This window comes from Rhodoferax saidenbachensis (assembly GCF_001955715.1).
GTDB classification, from domain to species: Bacteria; Pseudomonadota; Gammaproteobacteria; order Burkholderiales; family Burkholderiaceae_C; genus Allorhodoferax; species Allorhodoferax saidenbachensis.
Genome location: NZ_CP019239.1, coordinates 838813 through 858909, shown reverse-complemented (window position 1 = coordinate 858909; position 20097 = coordinate 838813). Strand labels below are relative to the sequence as shown.

Here is a 20097-nt window from a genome sequence, read left to right as displayed (position 1 = left end):
TCTTCACGCGTTGGGTAGCATGAAACCCGCAAAGAAATCTGCCAGTGCCGCATGGGCTTCCAGCGGCAGGACATGGGCGATGTACTGGTCCGGGCGTACCACCACCAGCGCCCCTTGCGTGCGATCAATGCCGCGCAGGTCAAAGATGTCCGGGCCGTTTTTGATGTCTGGGCAGAAGACTTTTTCGTAGTCGCGCAAACCCAAACGTCCTTTGCAGGGCCGCAGCAAGTCGGGCATGGACTCAATGGCCAGCTCGCGCCAGTGCGGCTGGAAGATGGCGCGCACGTCAAACACGGCGTCTATGTCCTGCCCCGGCCGGGTGTATTTGCGCACTGGGGAGTCGGGCGACTCTTGCAGAAACTGGCACAGCGCACGCACGCCCCGTGTGGCGTCTGCAGCGTCGTTGGCCCCGGCAAACGCATAGAGTCGCCAGCGCCCGTCGGCCTTGCCCACATGGCCCAGATGCAGGGGCTTGGCATCCGTGATGCGCACCACGGGCGCCGAATGGAATCGGGTGCCGACCACAAACCCTGTCGCCAGGTGCTGGTGCGTGGCGGGACCACACAGGGTGGACGGTTGGTACTGCGTGCCCATGCCCGCGGTGAAGCGGCCGTGGCGCTCAAAATAAGTCTGAAACTCCTTGGGGTCCACGCCGCCCTCCCCCCCGCCTTGGCTAGGACGGTCGCTGATCATCTTGGACCATTCGCGGTCAAAGTCGATTAAGGCTTGCCCCATGGACTGGCGCTCGACCGTGTAGGTGTTCAGCAATTGCGGATCACATTGCTTGCGCAGCACGGAGGCCAGCTTCCAGCCCAGGTTGAAGGTGTCCTGCATGGAGAAGTTCATGCCTTGTCCCGCCTTGGGGCTGTGGGTATGGCAGGCGTCACCGGCAATAAAAACGCGTGGCTGGCGTGTTCCCACCTCTGCCGTCGGCACGTCGTCGTAGCTATCGCAGATGCGCTGGCCGATCTCGTAGACCGACCACCAGGGCACCTCCTTCACATCCAGTGTGTAGGGGTGCAGGATGCGCTGTGCCGCAGCGATGAGTTGGTCCTGCGAGATATTGCGGTTGGCCACGCGCTCGTCTTCGCCCAGCTTGTCCATGGCCACATACATGCGGAACAGATAGCCCCCCTCGCGCGGAATCACGATCAGGTTGCCACCATTGGCGGACTGCACTGCCACCTTGTGGCGGATGTCCGGAAAGTCCGTCACCGCCAGCACATCCATCACACCCCAGGCCTGGTTGGCCGAATCACCCACCAGTTGCAGACCGATGGATTTGCGCACCGCACTGCGCGCACCGTCGCAGCCCACGACGTAACGTGCACGGACCGTTTCCACCTGGCCCACGTGGCCCGCATCGGTACGCTCCATACGGACTGTCACCGGAAAGTCCACCGCTGCATGGTCCACCGCCACATCCAACAGCTTGCGTGCATAGTGCGGCTCCAGTTGGCTGGGCGACTGGCGCATCAACTCCAGATAAAAGTCGTGCACCCGTGCCTGGTTCAGCACCACATGGGGAAATTCGGAAAGGCCGTCTTCGGTGTCCTGCACCCGGCCATGGCGAACGATGTTCTGGGGCTGCTGCTCGTCGGGTTTCCAGAAGGTCACCTCGTTGATCCAGCAGGCCTCCTTGAGCACACGCTCGCTGAAGTTAAAGGCCTCAAACATCTCCATGGTCCGGCACGCGATGCCGTCGGCCTGCCCCAGCTGCAGCGGCCCGTCCTTCTGCTCCACGATGCAGGTGTGAATGTCGGGAAACGCCGCCAACTGCGCCGCCAGAGTCAGCCCCGCGGGGCCGCAGCCAACGATCAGCACATCCACCTGCGCCGGAGCCGTGTCTTCATGCCGCGCGGCCACAGGGGAGAGAGGCGCGACGTGCGGATCGCCAGGCCGGAAGCCATCCAGATTGAATTGCATTGTGGTGTGTCCTTGGAAAGACCTGACCGCTGGTCGGTGCAGGGGAATAAACGCATGGGGCTTGCTCACACCATGATTCTTCCAAGGCCATGAAACTTAATCAATATAATGATTTTTATAGTTTTGATAAGCACTATTAATGGCAAAGCTGCACAATCTGGACCTGAAGCTGCTGCAACTTTTTGACCATGTGTACCGGCTGCGCAACCTCTCCAAGGCAGCCGAACTCGTGGGGCTGACACAACCCGCTGTCAGTCTGGCGTTGGGGCGCCTGCGCCTGCATTTTGGAGACCCGTTGTTTGTGCGGGTGGGCGGCACCATGGAGCCCACGCCCATGGCAGCGGCACTGCACCCCCAGGCAGTCCATGCCATCGCGATGCTCGAAGCCCTGTTGGCGTTCCAGCCTTCTTTCGATCCCGCGCGCGATCAGCGTAACTTCCGCATCGCCATGACCGATGTCGGCCAGATCGTCATCCTGCCCCGGCTGCTCAACACACTCGCCCAGAGTGCGCCCCACATCCGGGTGGATATCAGCCAGGTCTCTGCGGATACTGCAGACCATCTGCAACAGGGAGCGCTGGACATCGCGTTGGGTTTCCTGCCCGATCTGGAGGGTCGATTTGTCCAGCAGACAATCTTCAAGGAGACCTTTGCGTGTCTGGTCCGGCAGGGACACCCGCGCATCACCAACACCCTTTCCGCACGGCAATACCAAGACGAGCAGCATGTGGTGGTCGAGACATCCGGAACCGGCCACGTCATCATCGAGAGGCACCTTGCACGCAAGGGCCTGGTTCGACAGATCGGCGCACAGATTCCCAGCTTCATTGGCATGGCCACCGTCGTCGGCAGCACAGACCTGATTGCAACGCTGCCCAGCCGTGCCGCGCACATCCTGTGCCAGGGTTCGAATACGCACGTGCTGGCCTTGCCCGTGGAAATTCCCGGCTACCAGGTGCGGCAGCAATGGCATGAACGCATGCAACGCGACCCTGGGCACATGTGGCTGCGCACCATGATGGCGGCCCTGTTCAAGGACGCCTGATGGTCCGCCAGACCATGCCAGGCCCTCTGCGTGCCTGACCGAGGTCCTGCCTAGACGGCCACGCCCAACGCTTGCAGCGCCTGGGTAACTTGCGCAGCGCTCTTGAAGTGGATGCCGTGCCAGCCTTGCGTTTGTGCGGCCTCGATATTGCCCAGCAGGTCATCGATGAACACGGTTTGCGCGGGCACCAGCGCGTGGCGGGTTTGCAGCAACTGGTAGATGGCGGGGTCGGGTTTGGCGAGGCCCACGTCTCCGGAAAAAATGCCGCCGTTGAAGCGGTCCAGAAAGCTGTGGCGCTGCTCCAGTGCACGCGCATAGGGCTCGGGCATGTTGGAGAGGAAGTACAAGTGCACGTCTGGCAGGCCGTGCAGTTGCTCCAGTAGCGCGACGGATGGGGCCATGGGCTCCAGCCGGTCGTCGATGCTGCCGACCAGGTCGCCCAACACTTGGGCATCCAGGTCCAGACGCGCTGCGGTGCGCGCCACCACCACATCCATGGCCATCAGACCTGCGTCAAATGCCTGCCAGTCGGCATGGCCAAACACTTCATGCGCCAAGTGGCCGGCCTGTGCAGGCGTGCCCGCGCGTGCGGGGAAACATTCGGTTATCAGATCCACAGGGCGCCAGGTGAAGAGCACCGCGCCAAAGTCAAACACCACGTTCACAGCGAACTTCCTTCCAGTTGAAATGTCTTGATGGCGCGCCGCAATGGGGCGGCCAGTTTGGCGGGTTGGGTGCGCGTGATGCGCACGCTGGGCGTACCGTGCCAGACGGCGCTTTGCACAATGGCCTGCGCCACGTCCATGATCTGCCCTTCGCTCCACACGGTGCCGGGCTGGGCATGCAGTGCGCGCACTTCAAACACGCCATCGGCCCGGTGTGCCTTGGCGTCGAGGCGGCCAATCAGTTCACCGCGGCACAGGATGGGCAACACAAAGTAGCCGTAGATGCGCTTCTCTTCGGGCGTGTAACACTCCAACCGGTAGTCAAAGTCAAACAGCGTCGAGCCACGCTCGCGGTCCCACACCACGGGGTCAAACGGCGAGAGCAAACAGGTGTGGCTGGCTTCCAGCTTGTTGGTGCGTGCTTTGCCCAACAGCGCCTTGTTGCTGGCATGCACATAGGCGGGCGCATCCCAGCCCTCCACCTGCACACGTACGACGGCACCCGACGCCACCAAGGCGTCCAGATCGGCATCTTTCAGCCTCGGCTTCTGGCGGAAGTAGTCATTGATCCAGCGGGCTTGCGTCACACCCAGCGCGGCGATTGCCTTCTCGATAAAGTGGGTGTGCACCGTTTCCGCAGCCCAAGCACTGCTGGCCTGCGCCAGTTGCGGCGCCACCCGCTCGGCAATGTCATACACGCGGTGAAAATTCTCCCGCCGTACCACCATCAACTCGCCCTGCGCGAACAGCGTCTCCAGCCAGCGCTTCTCATCCTTCCATCCCCACCATGCGCCGCCACCGCCATCGGTGCGCTCAAAGTCTGACGACTTCACCGGCCCGTTATCACGCACATGGGCCAACAACTGGTCCAACTGCTTGCGGTGTGATTTGGCATGGCGCTCAGCATTTGCCAGGCCCCAGTGCCGGCGTGTGGCGGCGTTGTAGGTGCGGTGCAAATGCAGGTCCGGCATGGGCGCAAAGCAGGCCTCATGCGCCCAGGTCTCAAACACATGGCCCGCAGCCAGCGTCTCCTCCAGCCATTCGCGCGGGTAGTGCCCCAACCGGGAATGCAGTACCAGGTACGGGCTGCGCGACACCACGTGGATGGTGTCGATTTGCAGCAGTTGCATGCGGGCAATGCTCTGGCGCAGAGCGGCACGTGTCGCCGTTTTTTCGGGCCGAGTAAGTAAGCCCTGCGCAGCAAGGTGCAACAACCGCGCCTGCGCCAACGTAAGTGACGTGGCTTTAGCCATTCAATCGCACGCGAAGCGGAGTGCGTGGCCGTTGTGGCGGGCGATTTGTGCGCGTTTGGCACCATGAGCCCGCCGCAACGGCCTCGCGCTTCGCCCCACCCAAAACAACACCATCAACCCCGCAACCGGGCCAACAAACCCGCAGTCGAACCATCCAGCCCCGTCGCGTCACCCGACGCAAGCCGTGGCTCAATGTCTTTGGCCAACACCTTGCCCAGCTCCACACCCCACTGGTCAAAACTGTTGATGCCCCACAGCGAGCCACTGACAAACACACGGTGCTCCTGCAGCGCAATCAGCGCACCCAAGGAGGCCGGCGTCAGATCTTCCAGCAACAGGAATGTGCTGGGCCGGTTGCCGGTGAAATGCTTGTGCCCGCCCGCGTCGCTCTTGCCCACCATCAAGGCCTGCGCCTGCGCCAGCACATTGGCCAACAGCATGGGGTGGTGGCCCTTCAAATCATGGCGCGCTTTTTTAACGGCGATGAATTCGACCGGCACCACGTCCGTGCCCTGGTGCAACATCTGAAAATAAGCGTGCTGGCCGTTGGTGCCGGGCTCGCCCCACAACACGGGCGATGTACCAAAAGGCAGTGCCTCTCCCGAAGCATCCACGCGCTTGCCATTGCTCTCCATCTCCAACTGCTGCAGGTAAGCCGGCACACGGCGCAGCGCGCTGTGGTACGGCGCAATGCTGCGGCTGGTGAAGCCATGGAAGTTGCGGTACCAGACATCCAACAGACCTAGGCGCACCGGCAGATTGCTTTCCAGCGGTGCAGTGCGGAAGTGTTCGTCCATCGCATGCGCGCCGGCCAGGAATTCGCGGAAGCCCGCAGCGCCAATGGCAATCGCCAAGGGCAGGCCAATCGCCGACCACATCGAATAACGCCCACCCACCCAGTCCCAGAAACCAAAGGTGGTGGTGATGCCAAAGGCATTCGCCGCGGGCACGTTGGTGGTCAGCGCGGCAAAGTGACGCGCAATGTCGGTACCGCCCTGCGCCTCGAACCAGGCCTTGGCCGAGGCGGCGTTGGTCATGGTCTCGATGGTGGTGAAGGTCTTGCTGGCAATCAGGAAGACCGTGCTCTCGGCTTTTAGATGCGGCAACTTGGCGGCGAGTTCGTGGCCGTCCACGTTGCTCACAAAGTGCAGACGCTTACCGGTGGTGGCAAACGCGTCCAGCGCCAGCACCGCCATTTGCGGGCCCAGGTCGGAGCCGCCGATGCCGATGTTCACCACATCCGTGATCGCCTTGTCAGCACGCACTTTCTCGGCATAGGCCAACATGGCGTCCAGCGTGGTATGTACCTTTGCCTGCTCGGTTGCTATAAAAAGTGTAGCTTCTTGCGCAATCCCTGATTGAACTGCAGCCGGATTTCGCAATAAAACGTGCAACACCTCGCGCTGCTCGGTGTTGTTGATCTTCTCACCCGCAAACATCGCATCGCGGTGCTCCTGCACGCCGCTTTGGCGCGCCAGATCCAGCAGCAACGCCTCCGTCGTGGCGTCTATGCGGTTCTTCGACAGGTCGGCAAACACATAAGGCGCTTCCTGGCTGAAGCGCGCAAAACGCTGTGCGTCCTGCGCAAACGCATCGCGCAGGTCCAGCTGCTTACCGTGGCTTTGGTAATGCGCCTGCAATTGGGCCCAGGCAGGCGTGCGATCACAACGGGTACGTGCCATGAGAACGCCCCTTTATGCGGCCAGCAGCAGTTTTTCGAGCTTGACGGCGTCGACGCAGAAAGCGCGTATGCCTTCGGCGAGCTTCTCGGTCGCCATGGCATCTTCGTTCAAGGCCAGGCGGAAAGTCGCCTCGTCGTAGCTCACGTGTTCGATAGATGCGGCCTTGGCAGCGTCGGCATTCAGCGCTTGGGTCAGCGGCGCATCGGTGGCAGTCAAGGTGGCCAGCAAATCGGGGCTGATGGTTAGCAGATCACAACCGGCCAAAGCGGTGATCTGGCCCACATTGCGAAAGCTCGCGCCCATCACCTCGGTGGCAATGCCAAACTTCTTGTAGTAGTTGAAGATGTGCTTGACCGATTGGACGCCAGGGTCGTTCGCACCAGTCATGTCCGCCTCCACCCACGCCGCGCCCGCCGACTTTTTGTACCAGTCGTAAATGCGGCCGACAAAAGGCGAAATCAATTGCACTTTGGCCTGGCCACACGCCACGGCTTGGCAGAAGGAGAACAGCAACGTCAGGTTGGTGTGAATGCCTTTGCGCTCGAGTTGTTGCGCTGCCTGAATGCCTTCCCACGTCGCCGCCACCTTGATCAGCACGCGGTCGATATGGATGCCCTGCGCCTGGTACAGCTCGATCAGACGTTCACCACGCGCCACGGTGGCATTGGTGTCAAAACTCAGGCGCGCATCGACTTCGGTGGACACACGGCCAGGAATGATGGAGAGGATTTCGCAGCCAAAACGCACCAGCAACCGGTCCATGATTTCGTCAAGCGCGCGGCCGCGAAACTGGTTCACAGTGTCCTGTAGCAAAGGCGCGTAATCGGGCTTTTGCACGGCCTTCAGGATCAACGACGGGTTGGTCGTGGCATCGGTCGGCAAGTAAGCGCTGAGCTGTTTGAAATCGCCGGTGTCAGCGACAACCGTGGTGAATTGTTTGAGTGCGTCGAGTTGGTTCATGCTTGAATTATCTTTGAAACAAAGTTACATTACAACGTCATTATTTATGTAACTTGAAATCATGAGCTTTGATCTGGTCTTGTTTGGCGGCACTGGCGATTTGACATGGCGCAAGCTGATGCCCGCCCTGTTTCAGGCGTTTCGCCACGGCACTTTGCCCGAAGGCGGCCGCATCATCGGCGTGGGCCGTGATGACCTGAGCCACGACCAGTACCGCGCACTGATCCGGTCGCGCTTTGACAAGGTGGACCTGGCCAAACGCCCCAGCGCCGAAGAGTTTGCCCGCTTCGCCGCCCTCCTCGAATTTGTGCGCATGGACCTGTCCAAGCCAGACGACTACGCCACGCTCGCAGCCACGTTGCAGGCACGCAATGCAGAGACTGTCGTCATGTATGTGGCCACCGCTCCATCACTGTTCACCACCGTCTGCGAGCAGTTGGCTGCCGCCGGACTGAACACGCCACACACCCGCGTGGTGCTGGAGAAACCGCTGGGCCATGACCTCGCGTCCAACCGCGCGATCAACCACACCGTGCGCCGTTTCTTCGAAGAGAAACAGGTCTTTCGTATTGACCATTACCTGGGCAAGCCTGCGGTACAAAATCTGTTTGCACTGCGTTTTGGCAATGCTCTGTTTGAGCCGCTGTGGCGCCGTGAACACATCGCCAACATCCAGATCACCATCGCTGAGGATTTGGGCGTGGAAAGCCGCGGCGCGTTTTACGAAACAACCGGCGCACTGCGCGACATGGTGCAAAACCACGCACTGCAATTGCTGTGCGCCATCGGCATGGAGCCACCCATCAACTCGCACGCCGATGCCATCCGCGACGAAAAACTCAAGGTATTGCGCTCGCTCAAACCCTGGACGCAAGAGTCTTTGTCGCAGGATGTCGTGCGCGGCCAATACGCCAGCGGCACCAGCGGTGGCGGCAAGGTTCCGGGCTACCGTGAGGAGACCGGCGTCAACCCCAACAGCCACACCGAAACCTTTGTGGCACTGCGCACCGAGATTGAAAACTGGCGCTGGGCCGGCGTGCCGTTTTACATCCGCACCGGCAAACGCCTGGCCGGACGTGATGCGCGCATCGTCATCAATTTCCGCCCGACCCCGCATGCGATTTTCAACACCCACAGCGCCATGACCAACAGCCTGGTCATCAACCTGCAACCCAAGGATGGGCTGGAATTGCATTTGCTGGCGCAGGGCCAAAACAACCGCCAGTCACGCAGCTCGGCGGCGCAGGCACTGGCCCCCGTGCAGTTGGACTTGGACTTCGACAAGCGTTTCGGCTCCGAGCGTGTGGGCGCGTACGAGCGCTTGCTGCTGGACGTGATTGACGGCCGCCTAAACCTGTTTGTGCGCAGCGATGAGCAAGAAGAGGCCTGGCGCTGGGTGGAACCGATTCTGGACTTCTGGGCCACAGATACCCAAGGCCCACGCGCTTACGCCTCAGGCACCTGGGGGCCCAGTGCTTCCAGCGCGATGATTGCGCGCGACGGATTCTGCTGGTCTGAAGAATCGTGAACTAGTCACTGAACTGGAAACATGACACAACACATACCGTTCCCCCTGAGCCTGTCCAAGGGCTCGCAAGGCTTCGACAAGCTCAGCCTGAACGGCTGTGGAACAGGGCGGGCACCTGTTTATGCTTGACCGCATCCAGGCATCCCTGCCCTCGCTGGCCCCTGCCGAACAACGGGTTGCCAAGCTCTGCCTGGCCGATCCACGTGCCTTTGCCAAGCTGCCGGTGACTGAACTGGCAGACCGTGCGCACGTCAGCAAGCCCACAGTAGTGCGGTTTTGCCGCAGCGTTGGGTATGACGGACTGTCGGATTTCAAGCTCAAACTGGCTGGCACGGTTAATGAAGGCGTACCTTTTATTCACCGCAGCGTGGATGCCGACGACAAAACCGGCGATGTCATGGTTAAGGTCATTGACAACACGGTGGCCGCCTTCTTGAAATACCGCAACGAAGCCTCGAATGCAGCCATCGAGCGCGCCGTTCTGGCTCTGGTCGCAGCCTACAAATCAGGCAAGCAGATTCAGTTCTTTGGCGTGGGCAATTCCGGCATCGTGGCGCAGGATGCGCAGCACAAATTTTTCCGCCTGGGCATCAACACCACCGCCTACAGCGACGGCCACATGCAGGTCATGAGCGCGTCCATCCTTGGGCCGGGCGACTGCGTCATCGTCATCAGCAACTCAGGCCGTACCCGTGACCTCATGGACGCTTGTGACATTGCCCGTAAAAACGGTGCCACCACCATCGTCATCACCGCCAGCGGCTCACCTCTGGCCAGCGCCGGCCACATCCACCTGAGCGCCGACCACCCCGAAGGTTTCGACCGCTACAGCCCCATGGTCTCCCGCCTGCTTCACCTGATGATCATCGACATCCTTGCCACGTGTGTCGCGCTGCGCATTGGTGGTGGCAAGCTGCAGCCCTTGCTGCAGGAGATGAAGAACAACCTGCGCAGCAAGCGCTACGCGTGAAAAAAGCCACTTGGTTTGCACCAAGCGGCTTTTGGATCATTCCAACGCACTGGCCTAAGCCAGTGGCAATTTAGAAGGAATGTGCCAGCAGAATGCTGGTTTGGCTGGCCTTGTCGGTGTAGCCGAATTCATTTAGCGCATTTTGAGCGGCGGTTCCGGCGGCAACACGGGCACCCCAAGCTTCAAACTGCTCGTAGCCACTGCGCGTCCAGGTAGCGTACTTGACCGACAGGTTAGTGCGCTTGCTGAAGTCATACTTGGCTCCAACACTCACGCTGTTTGCGGTTCCGTCTGCAAGTTTCATCAAATCCTTGAAACCTTGCTGTTGATTGGCATTGGCACCTGGAAAGGCAGTGGATTGCGCGTCAGCGACACCAGAGGCCTTCGCCATGCCAAAGGTTGCACCAAATGTCCAAGCGCCGGCAGGAACAGACACGCCAATCAACATGTCATCCACCTTGGGGCCAATCGAAGCGGTAGCAACGTTGTAGCCAAAGCCGAAGTTGGCAAAACCTGCGTCATAACCAGCTTGGAAAGAAACCACGTTGTCTTTGGTGAGGCCTTCCCCATTAGCAATGGTTGTGGGGTTGCGATTGTCGTAGGAGCGGTATGCGCCGACTAACTTCACGGGGCCAGAAGAATACACCAAAGCCAAATCGCTGGTGCGTTGACCTACCACGGTGCCAGCTGCTCCAGCGGAGCCTACGCCGAGGCCAAGGCCCTTGGAGGACTCAGAGATTTTGTAAACAAAAATCACTGGGCCAATGGGGGCTGCATAACTAATAAAATCGCTGCTGGAGCGAATTTCAAAAATCTTGCCGTCCATATCGATCACTGGCGCACCAGCAGAGGGAATGCCGCTGTGGATGGCATCACCCTTGACGGCACCCAACTGGATACGACCAAAAGAGTTATTGGTATAGGTCAGTGTGGTGTCACCGCCACCCACAGTGCCGCGGGTCGCGCCATCCAAGCCCAGCTTGGCTTCGACTTTTTGGCCGCCACCCAGATCTTCAGTGGCCGTGAAATAAATTTCAGTGGTATCCACGCCCAGGCCAGCCGTATCGTTACCCGGAGTTGCCGCAAAAGTTGTGCCGCCGAGAAAGGGGGAAAGTGTTGCAGCGCTTGTGCCCGTAGATTTGGCAGCCTGGTAACCCATGGCTACCGTCCCTGTGATTGTTACTTGCGCAAAAGATGCGCCGGAAGCTGCCAGTACGGCCAATGCAACCAGTGTTTTTTTCATGTCGAACCTTTTATTAAATTAATACATACCGAGCCCGCGCCAGAATTGTCTCCGCATGCGGTCCCCGGCCCCAAATTGGAAGCCGATCTAATTTAAGCAAAGTTCACTGTTAGTGACAAATCTCTAATGCAGATAACTACCAAAATCCCCATACAAACCACAAGGCAGTTGTATTTTTCTGACGCCATGAGTCGCCTCATAAAAAAAACCCCACCGCGCTTGCACGGTGGGGTTTTGAGCCGTTTGATCCCAAACAAGTGATCAGAAGTTCTTTACGAGCGCAATTTCAAACTCGCTGTCGCGGTCTACGGCATTGACGTTAAATGCCCAGTTGCGATAGCTCACAACAGCGTTGGTGGACTTGCTAAAGTTGTACTGGGCACTCAACGTGTAGCCAGATGTATTGGAGTCCAGAGAGCCCGCTCCGCAACCTGTCGTATTGGAGCAACCCAATGCCTGATAGATGCTGGCCCCACCCAATGCCGTAACGGGCTGGGCAAAGATAGGCCCTAGGTAGCCAGACGTTCCGCTCAAGACACTGTTGTTATATGAGCCGGTGAAATACCAGCTACCTGCAGGCACTCCAAGGGCCAGCACACCGTTGAATAAATTCCCACCACCGAGGCCAGTAGAGATCGCGCCACCAAAAACTTTAACGGAGCCAAAGTCGTAGGACGCCTGCGCACGCGTCACATTTTTGATCGAAAGATCGTAACCATCTGTCGACTGGTCATAATTCAAGTACTGTGCGCTGGCAACAAGAGCGCCCGACATGTAAGTCACGCCGATCCCATTGTTGCGCTGCATTTGTCCAAACTGTGCAAACCCTCCAGTGTTAGCGCTAGCAGCCCCCGCAGCGCCAGTACCCAGACCCAGCCCAGCTGTAGTGGCTCCGAACTGCGCGTTTTCACCATGAGACAAGGTAATGGTCGTTGTTGGTGCCAATTTCGTTACAAATGCAGCAACATCCTGGAACCCGCGAGAAGAGTTGGTTCGACCGTCCATTCCCAATTGACCGATAGATGCAGGGCCATTGGACAACCAATCAGCAACCTTGATGGACTGCAGCGCAAAGGCCCCTACAGGCGTCACCAATGTCATCGTTGTGTCGCCCCCCGTTACACCAGAACGGGCAACGGTATCCAATTGCATGGAGGCAATCGCCCTATAGCCACCGCCCAAGTCTTCAATCACCCTGAAGTTGATTTCTGCAGTATCAACACCCAAACCGCTGGAATCACCATAGGGTTTTCCGTTTGCGTTGAGCTTCAGCGCATCACCAATAACGCCTGGTTTGCTTGTTGGATTGCCTAAGGCATTGAGCGGATTGGCAATAACCGAGTGATGGGTAGCGTCGAAACCCATCATGACGGTGCCAGTTATGGTCACCTGAGCGAATGATGCACTGGAAGCGGCGAGCGCTGCCATTGCAATGAGTGTTTTTTTCATGTCTGTCTCTCTCAAAGTTATAAAAATATTACAAGGCACTGCGACATTTCTGAGTTCCTTGCCCCAGGAAAACTTCGTTACATCGAAGTTACATAAATTAAAGCAAGGATCACCTGTCCTGAATAGCGCCTAAGTGACTCAAAAGCGCACCAAAAAACCAGGGAGTTGCATATTCACCACAAATACGCTGCCCCCCAACGTAAAAAACCCCGCTACGTTGCCGTAGCGGGGTTTTAAAGTTTTCAGATCTCAAGCTGGCTCACGCCAGCGCGAAATTAGAAGGACTTGACCAGCGCGACTTCGAAAATAGTGCTGCTGTTGTTGGCGGCACCAGGACCGTAACGTGTAGCACCGTCTTTGTTACCCGAACCTTGTTGGTAGCTCAGGTAGTTAACTGCGACGGAGGTTTGCTTGCTCAGAGCGTAGTCCAGTTCCAGACCGTAACCGGTTTGGTTGTAGTCATCAGCTGCAATTGTTCCACCGCTGGCAGTGTTGCCAGTGCCGCTAAACACGCGGTTAGCCACCAATGCGCCAACAGTCACAGCACCGAAAGGCACGCCAACGGACAGCATGGACTGGGTTTCAGTACCAGCAACAACCAGTTGGGATTGAGCGATACCAGCGCCAACCTTGGCAACGCCAAAGTCGTAGCTCACAGAACCGCGAACGATCGACTTGGTGCTGTAGACACCACCAGAAGCGGAGCTGTCATAAGCCTTGAAGGCAGCATTTGCAGCCAGAGGGCCGGAAGCGTAAGCAATTTGGTATTGCGTGTTACGGCTAGGATTATTGGCAGCAACACCACCACTACCTTGACCCAGACCCAGGCCACCAACTGTAGGAGTAGCTTGATTATTGCCGCCTTCGTAGAAGGACAGAGACAGAGTCACAGGACCCACAGGCACAGCCAAGGAAGCCCAGTCAGTACCGACAGACTTGCTGTCGAACAGACGGCCTTCGAAACCATTGAAAGCACCGCTTTGGTTGGCAATGCCACCTTGCAGGTAGTTAGCCAACTGGGTAGCACCCAGAGTGAACGTGAAAGCGGAGCTGGACAGAGCCAAAGTGGTGTCACCGCCGCCGATGGTGCCGCGAGTTGCACCGTCAAGACCCAGCTTGGCAGTAGCCTTCAGGCCGCCACCCAGATCTTCAGAAGCGGTGAAGTTCACAACAGTAGTGTCAACACCCAAGCCGCCGGATTCACCGCCGGTTGCATTCTTTGTGTTGGCCCAGCCCATTGCAACGGTACCGGAAATAGTAGCTTGAGCGAAAGAGGCGCCAGAAGCGGCCAGAACGGCCATGGCAACGAGGGTTTTTTTCATGTAGAAATACTCCAAGGTTAAACAAAGGGCTCCAGGTGGAACCCCGGGCCAACCTCCTAGTTCAGGAAGTTGTGTGTATTGCACCAGACGGGCGGAGGTTTGGCAAAGGAACAGAGCAAAAATAAGGGTAAACCAGCGTTTTCCGTTGCTGAGTTGCAACAACTTGTATCGCCTGCCCAACGCCCAGGGCAACTAGACTTCTAGTTACCTTAAATCAAGAAAATCCACCAGCCCCATGGACACCCTGCTGAATGCTGCCGATACCGCGCTACGAACCCTGTTTGCCAGGCCCCATGCAGCCCAAGCCTGCCCCACGTTGGCGGACCAAGCGACGAGCCTGAACGCAAGCGAAAAGCAGCAGGCTGCGGGCTTGATGCGGGTCAACCATGTGGGAGAGGTGTGCGCGCAGGCGCTCTATACCGGACAAGCGCTCGCCACCAGCAACGAAACCCTGCGCGCCCATTTCAAACAAGCGTGTATCGAAGAGACCGACCATTTGGCCTGGACCGCCCAGCGGCTGGAAGAGCTGGGGTCGCGCCCCTCATTGCTCAATCCACTGTGGTACGCAGGCGCCTTTGGCTTGGGCGTGATTGCCGGAAAACTGGGAGACGCGGTGAGCCTGGGCTTTGTGGTGGAGACCGAAAAACAGGTGGGCGCTCACCTGCAAAGCCATTTGAATGCTAGCGCTGGTGGGCTACCCGAAGGGGACCATGCATCCCGCGCCATCGTGGCGCAGATGCATGACGATGAGCTGCGCCATGCCGAAGAGGCACAGGCCGCGGGCGCTCTGGAACTGCCCCAACCTGTCAAAGACCTGATGCGCGCTGCAGCCAAGGTCATGACGACCGTAGCGCAACGGATTTAGACAGGTTTTGCCGCCGGGCCGCCCCAAGGCCTCTGATCCGCCTGGCGGTCAGCCCCGACAGGGAAAATGCCCCCTCGGGGGGGCAGCGACCCACGCAGTGGCGGAGCGTGGGGGCAACATGACTAAGCCTCGACCAGGTCAAACCCGGTCGTAATCTCCGCCGTTTTGCCCAGCATGATGCTGGCGGAGCAGTACTTCTCATGGCTCATGGCAATCGCGCGCTCCACGGCGCTGGCGGGAATGCCTTTGCCGGTCACGGTGAACTGCATGTGGATCTTGGTAAAGACCTTGGGATCCACTTCGGCACGCTCAGTAGTGAGTTTGACGGTGCAGCCACGTATGTCGTGGCGGCCGCGCTTGAGAATCAGCACCACGTCATAAGCGGTGCAGCCGCCGGTGCCGGCCAACACGGTCTCCATGGGGCGTGGCGCCAGGTTCTGACCGCCGTTTTCAGGCTTGGCAGCATCAGGCGCGCCATCCATGGTCAAGATGTGGCCGCTGCCAGTTTCGGCGACAAAGCCCATGCCAGATCGGGTATTCAAGCCACCGGTCCAGCTTACGGTGCATTCCATGGTTTTCATCCTTCAATAAATTGCCCCGCGCGGGGCGAAAAATACAACCGCTACAATGCAATTTACCAGCCCCGCGCGGAGCTGCCCAATTACGTTTTCGCATATTCAAACCGGAGTGTAGCCCCGTGAGTTCTTCCAAGCAGCCCCCAGCCCCCCATCTCACCCCGGCGGACTACCTCAAGAAAATTCTGACCGCCCGTGTTTACGACGTGGCCAGCGAGACCGCACTGGAGCCAGCCCGCGCCTTGAGCCGCCGCCTGCACAACACCGTGCTCTTCAAACGCGAAGACCAGCAACCCGTACGCAGCTTCAAACTGCGCGGCGCCTACAACAAGATGGCGCAGATGCCGCCCGAGCAGATCGCCAAGGGCGTGATTTGTGCATCTGCCGGTAACCACGCCCAAGGCGTGGCCCTGTCGGCCAGCCGCATGGGCGTGCGCGCCGTCATCGTGATGCCCACCACCACGCCACAGCTCAAGGTGGACGCGGTGCGCGGTTTTGGTGGCGAGGTGGTGCTGTTTGGCGAAAGTTACTCCGATGCCCACAGCCACGCCGTGACCCTCCAGAAAAAAGAAGGCCTGACCTTTGTGCACCCCTTTGACGACCCGGACGTGATTGCGGGCCAAGGCACGGTGGCCATGGAAATCATGCGCCAGGTGCAGACCCTGGGGGCTGACAAGGCGGCCAAGTCTGGCCACAAAACGGGCAGCAAAACCGGCCCCGGTCTGGACGCGGTGTTTGTGGCGATTGGCGGCGGAGGCCTGATCTCGGGTGTGGCCAACTACATCAAGGCCGTGGCGCCAGGCGTCAAGGTCATTGGCGTGCAAATGAACGACTCAGACGCCATGATCCAGTCAGTGAATGCCAAGCAGCGCGTGACGCTGCCGGACGTGGGCCTGTTCTCCGACGGTACCGCGGTGAAGCTGGTGGGCGAAGAGACCTTCCGCATCGCCAGCAACCTGGTGGACGACTACGTGACGGTGGACACCGACGCCGTATGTGCTGCCATCAAGGATATTTTTATCGACACGCGCTCCATCGTGGAGCCCGCCGGCGCCTTGGCCGTTGCCGCTATCAAACAGTACGTTGCCACGCACAAGACCAAAGGCGAGACCTACGCCGCCATCCTGTGTGGCGCCAACATGAACTTCGACCGCCTGCGCTTTGTGGCCGAGCGGGCCGAGGTGGGTGAGGAGCGCGAGGCGCTGTTTGCGGTGACCATCCCCGAAGAGCGCGGCAGCTTCAAACGTTTTTGCGAACTGATCGGTGAACTGCCCGGTGGCACGCGCAACGTGACCGAGTTCAACTACCGCATCAGCGACGCGGCCAAGGCGCACGTGTTTGTTGGCCTGAGCACGCAGGGCAAGGGCGAGTCAGCCAAGGTCGCCAAGAACTTCGAGAAACATGGCTTCAAAACGCTGGACCTCACACACGACGAGCTGGCCAAGGAGCACATCCGCCATATGGTGGGTGGCATCTCCAGCCTGGCGCAGGACGAACGCCTGCTGCGCTTTGTCTTCCCCGAACGCCCCGGCGCACTGATGAAATTCTTGAGCCTGATGCGTCCGGGCTGGAACATCAGCCTGTTCCACTACCGCAACCAAGGCGCCGACTACGGCCGCATCCTGGTGGGACTGCAGGTACCCAAGGCAGACGACAAGGCTTTTGCACAGTTTCTGGAAACACTGGGCTACCCGTATGTGGAAGAGACCCACAATCCGGTGTACCGTATGTTTTTACAAAAATGATAGCGACTTACGCTTACTCCATAAGGGCTAGCCTCGGTTTTGCGTCTTAACTTGCTTGTTAAGCGCAGTTGGTACAAGCCCGCAGTGCAGCGTCATTCTGAATGCGGGTTTGCTCCGTCAGGTACTCCAAAAACACGCGTGTCCGCTCCGGAATGAACTTCCGACTGGGTAGCGCGGCGTAAAGACTGAGTCGGCCCGCGTTCCAGGGCGCTAGTACCCGGACCAAGCTTCCTTGGTTCAGCATGGGAGCGACCAAGTCCACCGCCGCAGAGGTAATGCCAACACCATCAACCGCCGCTTTGAGCAAGGTGTCGGTATGGTTGGCCCACAGCTTGGGCTTGACCGCGAAATCCACGGGCTCGTCGTTGCGTGTGGCATTGAAGAGGCGCCACTGTCCATACACCGCTGTTGTGGTTTTCAACCGCAAAGTGTCGTGGTGGATCAAGTCTTCAGGGGATTTGGGTGTGCCTTTGCGCTGGATGTAGGCGGGCGATGCCACCAAAATGGCCTGCGTACTGGAGACTCTGCGGGCAATGACATCAGCATCAAAAATGCCTTCAGTGGGGAGCAAGGTAACGTCGTAGTCCTCGATGGGAGGATCACGCAACGCATCCACCTCAATGTTCAAATTGATGTTGGGATACTCCGCCGCAAAACCTGCGAGCAAGGGCGCCAGCACATGGGTCGCCAAGACGGGCGGCGTAAGAATCCGCAACTCCCCTGCCAGCTCAAGGGTCTGAGAACTGGCAAGCTGGTGCGCTTCATCAATATCCGTGAGGATGGTGCGCACGCGGTTGAGATAGGCCTCCCCAGCGGGACTCAGTGAGAGGCGGCGTGTTGTACGGTGCAACAGGCGGGTCCCCAAATAGTCTTCCAAGTCCGCGATTTGACGCGTGACACCTGCCGAAGACATATCCAGGGCCCGCGCTGCCGCTGCAAAGCCACCTTCATCGATGACCTTTTGAAATACGCGCATTGACATGAGTCGGTCCATGGAGGCCTGTGTTTGGAATTCAAGGGTTGGATTATTTCAAACAACGCAATACACCACTGCTTGACGAGGTATTTTTTAAATGCACAGCTTTCTCTACAGTTCAACCCATCGATGAGACGAAAGAGAACGCCCCCTCGATACCGCCTGTTGAACATTGTGTTCTGCGGTCGGAATCAACCACGTAGTGAAGAAGGATTTGAATCATGAAATACGCAACCGCATCTATCGCATTGGCCGTCGCAACATTGGTAACTGGCCACGCACAAGCCGCTGACTTTGGCAAAACCCGCGAACAAGTTCGCGCTGAATTGACCGAAGCGCAACGCACTGGCGACATGGCTGCCAGCAAGAACCAAGGTGAAGAATTTGGCGCTGCCAGCGGATACAAGCTCAACGAACTCTTCCCTGCTGCTTACCCTGCAAAACCCGTCGTGACAGGCAAGACACGCGAGCAAGTTCGCGCTGAATTGGCTGAAGCGCAACGCAGTGGCAACATTGCTGCCAGCAAGAACCAAGGCGAAGAATTTGGCGCTGCCAGCGGACAAAAGCTCAACGATCTCTTCCCTGCTGCTTACCCTGCCAAGCCCGTCGTAGCGGGCAAGACACGCGCTCAAGTCGCAGCCGAATTGGCTGAAGCCAAACGTACAGGTGACATCGTCGCCAGCAATAACCAGGGCGATGTGTTCTTCGCCGGCAATGGCCGCAAGCTCAATGAGCTGTTCCCCAACAGCTACCCTGTGACTATCACCAACTAAGCTGACAGCTTTCACAGATTGCCCCGCAACCGAAAGGTTGCGGGGCTTTTTTGTATCCTGCGGGCGCCTCAGCTACCGCTACCATTGCCACATGCACGCCAGTCTCCACCTGTGCGCGCTCGGCAAGCCATGTGTTAGCACCCCTCCATCGCTTTTAGCGTGGAATATTTGAAAAGAACCCCTCTATGGCACTGACATTGGACGGAAAACTGGTGGTCGCGATTTCCAGCCGCGCCCTGTTTGACTTTGAGGAAGAAAACCAGATCTTCGAACAAGGGGACGACCGCGCTTACATGCAACTGCAGCGCGAGCGCCTGGATATTCCTGCCACACCGGGGGTCGCGTTTTCTCTGGTCAAAAAACTGTTGGCCTTTAACGAAACACCGTCACAGCGCGTAGAGGTGGTCATCCTTTCGCGCAATGACCCGGTGAGCGGTCTGCGCGTGATGAAATCGGCAGCGCACTACAACCTGCCCATCATCCGCTGTTCGTTCACCCGCGGCGAGGCGCCATGGCGTTACCTCAAACCGCTGCACGCCAACCTTTTCCTGAGTACCCACTTGAGCGACGTACGCGCTGCACTCGACGCAGGTGTCCCCGCGGCGCAGGTCTACCCCCGCTCAGCCCACGCCAGCGAAGCGCACCCTGGTGAAGTGCGCATTGCGTTCGACGGTGACGCGGTGCTGTTCAGCGACGAAGCTGAACAGGTATACCAAGCGCAGGGCCTCACTGCATTTCAGCAACACGAAATGGACAAAGTGGCGCAGCCTTTGCCAGACGGCCCCTTCAAACCCCTGCTGGTGGCACTGCACCGTATGCAACGGGCCAACATCCCTCACATGCGCATACGCACAGCCCTGGTCACGGCCCGCAGCGCGCCGGCGCATGAGCGCGCCATCCGCACGCTGATGGACTGGAACATTGAGGTGGACGAAGCCATGTTCCTCGGTGGCCTGGACAAAGGTGAGTTTCTGCGCGAATTCGAACCCGACTTTTTCTTTGACGACCAGACCGGTCACATTGAATCGGCCGCGCGACACGTGCCCTCGGGCCACGTGGCCAGCGGCGTGCGCAACTAGGGCCTGTCCACGCTACCATGGACCCCTTGTTTCACAGGGGG

Annotated in this window: 17 protein-coding genes; 7 read left to right on the top strand and 10 right to left on the bottom strand. The window is 58.9% G+C overall.

The features are described from left to right. Nucleotides 1–3 precede the first annotated feature (3 nt). Nucleotides 4–1926, bottom strand: a complete 1923-nt coding sequence (locus RS694_RS04110) for an FAD-binding monooxygenase (RefSeq protein WP_029707087.1) — start codon at nt 1924–1926, stop codon at nt 4–6. Nucleotides 1927–2065: 139 nt separating this feature from the next. Between RS694_RS04110 and RS694_RS04105 the strand changes: the two genes are divergently transcribed. After that, nucleotides 2066–2971, top strand: coding sequence for a LysR family transcriptional regulator (locus RS694_RS04105; protein ID WP_051391812.1), 906 nt, complete (start codon nt 2066–2068; stop codon nt 2969–2971). Nucleotides 2972–3021: 50 nt separating this feature from the next. On the opposite strand, the gene RS694_RS04100 is transcribed toward RS694_RS04105, so the two are convergent. The 4 genes from RS694_RS04100 to tal all read right to left on the bottom strand — a co-directional run bounded on the left by RS694_RS04100 (nt 3022) and on the right by tal (nt 7531). Continuing rightward, nucleotides 3022–3636 carry an HAD family hydrolase gene (locus RS694_RS04100; RefSeq protein WP_029707084.1) on the bottom strand — a complete coding sequence of 205 codons (615 nt, stop codon included), beginning with the start codon at nt 3634–3636 and terminating at the stop codon, nt 3022–3024. Next, nucleotides 3633–4766 carry a winged helix-turn-helix domain-containing protein gene (locus RS694_RS04095; protein WP_241463955.1) on the bottom strand — a complete coding sequence of 378 codons (1134 nt, stop codon included), beginning with the start codon at nt 4764–4766 and terminating at the stop codon, nt 3633–3635. Before RS694_RS04095 ends, RS694_RS04100 begins: the two co-directional genes overlap by 4 nt. A gap of 236 nt (nt 4767–5002) precedes the next feature. Further along, entirely contained in the window at nt 5003–6571 is a 1569-nt protein-coding gene (gene pgi / locus RS694_RS04090) for a glucose-6-phosphate isomerase (RefSeq protein ID WP_029707081.1), read from the bottom strand. A gap of 12 nt (nt 6572–6583) precedes the next feature. Continuing rightward, nucleotides 6584–7531, bottom strand: coding sequence for a transaldolase (gene tal, locus RS694_RS04085; protein WP_029707079.1), 948 nt, complete (start codon nt 7529–7531; stop codon nt 6584–6586). Nucleotides 7532–7592: 61 nt separating this feature from the next. Here tal and zwf point away from each other — a divergent pair, with 61 nt between their 5' ends. Together zwf and RS694_RS04075 are read left to right on the top strand one after the other, a co-directional pair. Beyond that, the gene (gene zwf, locus RS694_RS04080; protein WP_076069360.1) at nt 7593–9059 is read left to right on the top strand and encodes a glucose-6-phosphate dehydrogenase; all 1467 of its coding nucleotides are present in this window, start codon (nt 7593–7595) and stop codon (nt 9057–9059) included. Nucleotides 9060–9180: 121 nt separating this feature from the next. Beyond that, nucleotides 9181–10029 carry a MurR/RpiR family transcriptional regulator gene (locus RS694_RS04075; RefSeq protein ID WP_029707073.1) on the top strand — a complete coding sequence of 283 codons (849 nt, stop codon included), beginning with the start codon at nt 9181–9183 and terminating at the stop codon, nt 10027–10029. Between the two features lie 70 nt (nt 10030–10099). On the opposite strand, the gene RS694_RS04070 is transcribed toward RS694_RS04075, so the two are convergent. From RS694_RS04070 to RS694_RS04060, 3 genes are all read right to left on the bottom strand, one after another. Next, the gene (locus RS694_RS04070) at nt 10100–11272 is read right to left on the bottom strand and encodes a porin (RefSeq protein WP_029707072.1); all 1173 of its coding nucleotides are present in this window, start codon (nt 11270–11272) and stop codon (nt 10100–10102) included. Nucleotides 11273–11533: 261 nt separating this feature from the next. Beyond that, nucleotides 11534–12721 (bottom strand): porin, encoded by a 1188-nt coding sequence (locus RS694_RS04065; protein ID WP_029707070.1) that lies wholly within the window; start codon nt 12719–12721, stop codon nt 11534–11536. Between the two features lie 275 nt (nt 12722–12996). Then, nucleotides 12997–14043: a porin gene (locus tag RS694_RS04060; protein ID WP_037247049.1), complete on the bottom strand. Its 1047-nt coding sequence runs from the start codon at nt 14041–14043 to the stop codon at nt 12997–12999. A gap of 235 nt (nt 14044–14278) precedes the next feature. Here RS694_RS04060 and coq7 point away from each other — a divergent pair, with 235 nt between their 5' ends. After that, on the top strand, nt 14279–14908 hold the full coding sequence (gene coq7, locus RS694_RS04055) for a 2-polyprenyl-3-methyl-6-methoxy-1,4-benzoquinone monooxygenase (RefSeq protein WP_029707067.1): 630 nt from the start codon (nt 14279–14281) through the stop codon (nt 14906–14908). 122 nt (nt 14909–15030) lie between these two features. Here the strand turns inward: coq7 and RS694_RS04050 are convergent, their stop codons facing one another. Further along, the gene (locus RS694_RS04050; protein WP_029707066.1) at nt 15031–15480 is read right to left on the bottom strand and encodes an OsmC family protein; all 450 of its coding nucleotides are present in this window, start codon (nt 15478–15480) and stop codon (nt 15031–15033) included. Between the two features lie 125 nt (nt 15481–15605). Between RS694_RS04050 and ilvA the strand changes: the two genes are divergently transcribed. Continuing rightward, the gene (gene ilvA, locus RS694_RS04045; RefSeq protein ID WP_029707065.1) at nt 15606–17228 is read left to right on the top strand and encodes a threonine ammonia-lyase, biosynthetic; all 1623 of its coding nucleotides are present in this window, start codon (nt 15606–15608) and stop codon (nt 17226–17228) included. Between the two features lie 58 nt (nt 17229–17286). Here ilvA and RS694_RS04040 read toward each other — a convergent pair whose 3' ends face one another. Beyond that, complete coding sequence (locus tag RS694_RS04040) at nt 17287–18222, bottom strand: LysR family transcriptional regulator (protein ID WP_029707064.1); 936 nt, start codon at nt 18220–18222, stop codon at nt 17287–17289. Between the two features lie 203 nt (nt 18223–18425). On the opposite strand from RS694_RS04040, the gene RS694_RS04035 reads away from it, so the two are divergent. Both RS694_RS04035 and RS694_RS04030 read left to right on the top strand, forming a co-directional pair. Then, complete coding sequence (locus RS694_RS04035; protein ID WP_051391811.1) at nt 18426–18977, top strand: DUF4148 domain-containing protein; 552 nt, start codon at nt 18426–18428, stop codon at nt 18975–18977. Between the two features lie 185 nt (nt 18978–19162). After that, nucleotides 19163–20056, top strand: coding sequence for a 5'-nucleotidase (locus RS694_RS04030; RefSeq protein ID WP_029707062.1), 894 nt, complete (start codon nt 19163–19165; stop codon nt 20054–20056). The last annotated feature ends 41 nt before the right edge of the window (nt 20057–20097 follow it).

Bases quoted from the DNA above. Each gene is read 5' to 3' on its own strand.
- RS694_RS04110 (WP_029707087.1), bottom strand. From the start codon at position 1,926: ATGCAATTCAATCTGGATGGCTTCCGGCCTGGCGATCCGCACGTCGCG.
- RS694_RS04105 (WP_051391812.1), top strand. From the start codon at position 2,066: ATGGCAAAGCTGCACAATCTGGACCTGAAGCTGCTGCAACTTTTTGAC.
- RS694_RS04095 (WP_241463955.1), bottom strand. From the start codon at position 4,766: ATGCAACTGCTGCAAATCGACACCATCCACGTGGTGTCGCGCAGCCCG.
- pgi (WP_029707081.1), bottom strand. From the start codon at position 6,571: ATGGCACGTACCCGTTGTGATCGCACGCCTGCCTGGGCCCAATTGCAG.
- tal (WP_029707079.1), bottom strand. From the start codon at position 7,531: ATGAACCAACTCGACGCACTCAAACAATTCACCACGGTTGTCGCTGAC.
- zwf (WP_076069360.1), top strand. From the start codon at position 7,593: ATGAGCTTTGATCTGGTCTTGTTTGGCGGCACTGGCGATTTGACATGG.
- RS694_RS04075 (WP_029707073.1), top strand. From the start codon at position 9,181: ATGCTTGACCGCATCCAGGCATCCCTGCCCTCGCTGGCCCCTGCCGAA.
- RS694_RS04070 (WP_029707072.1), bottom strand. From the start codon at position 11,272: ATGAAAAAAACACTGGTTGCATTGGCCGTACTGGCAGCTTCCGGCGCA.
- RS694_RS04065 (WP_029707070.1), bottom strand. From the start codon at position 12,721: ATGAAAAAAACACTCATTGCAATGGCAGCGCTCGCCGCTTCCAGTGCA.
- RS694_RS04060 (WP_037247049.1), bottom strand. From the start codon at position 14,043: ATGAAAAAAACCCTCGTTGCCATGGCCGTTCTGGCCGCTTCTGGCGCC.
- coq7 (WP_029707067.1), top strand. From the start codon at position 14,279: ATGGACACCCTGCTGAATGCTGCCGATACCGCGCTACGAACCCTGTTT.
- RS694_RS04050 (WP_029707066.1), bottom strand. From the start codon at position 15,480: ATGGAATGCACCGTAAGCTGGACCGGTGGCTTGAATACCCGATCTGGC.
- RS694_RS04040 (WP_029707064.1), bottom strand. From the start codon at position 18,222: ATGGACCGACTCATGTCAATGCGCGTATTTCAAAAGGTCATCGATGAA.
- RS694_RS04035 (WP_051391811.1), top strand. From the start codon at position 18,426: ATGAAATACGCAACCGCATCTATCGCATTGGCCGTCGCAACATTGGTA.
- RS694_RS04030 (WP_029707062.1), top strand. From the start codon at position 19,163: ATGGCACTGACATTGGACGGAAAACTGGTGGTCGCGATTTCCAGCCGC.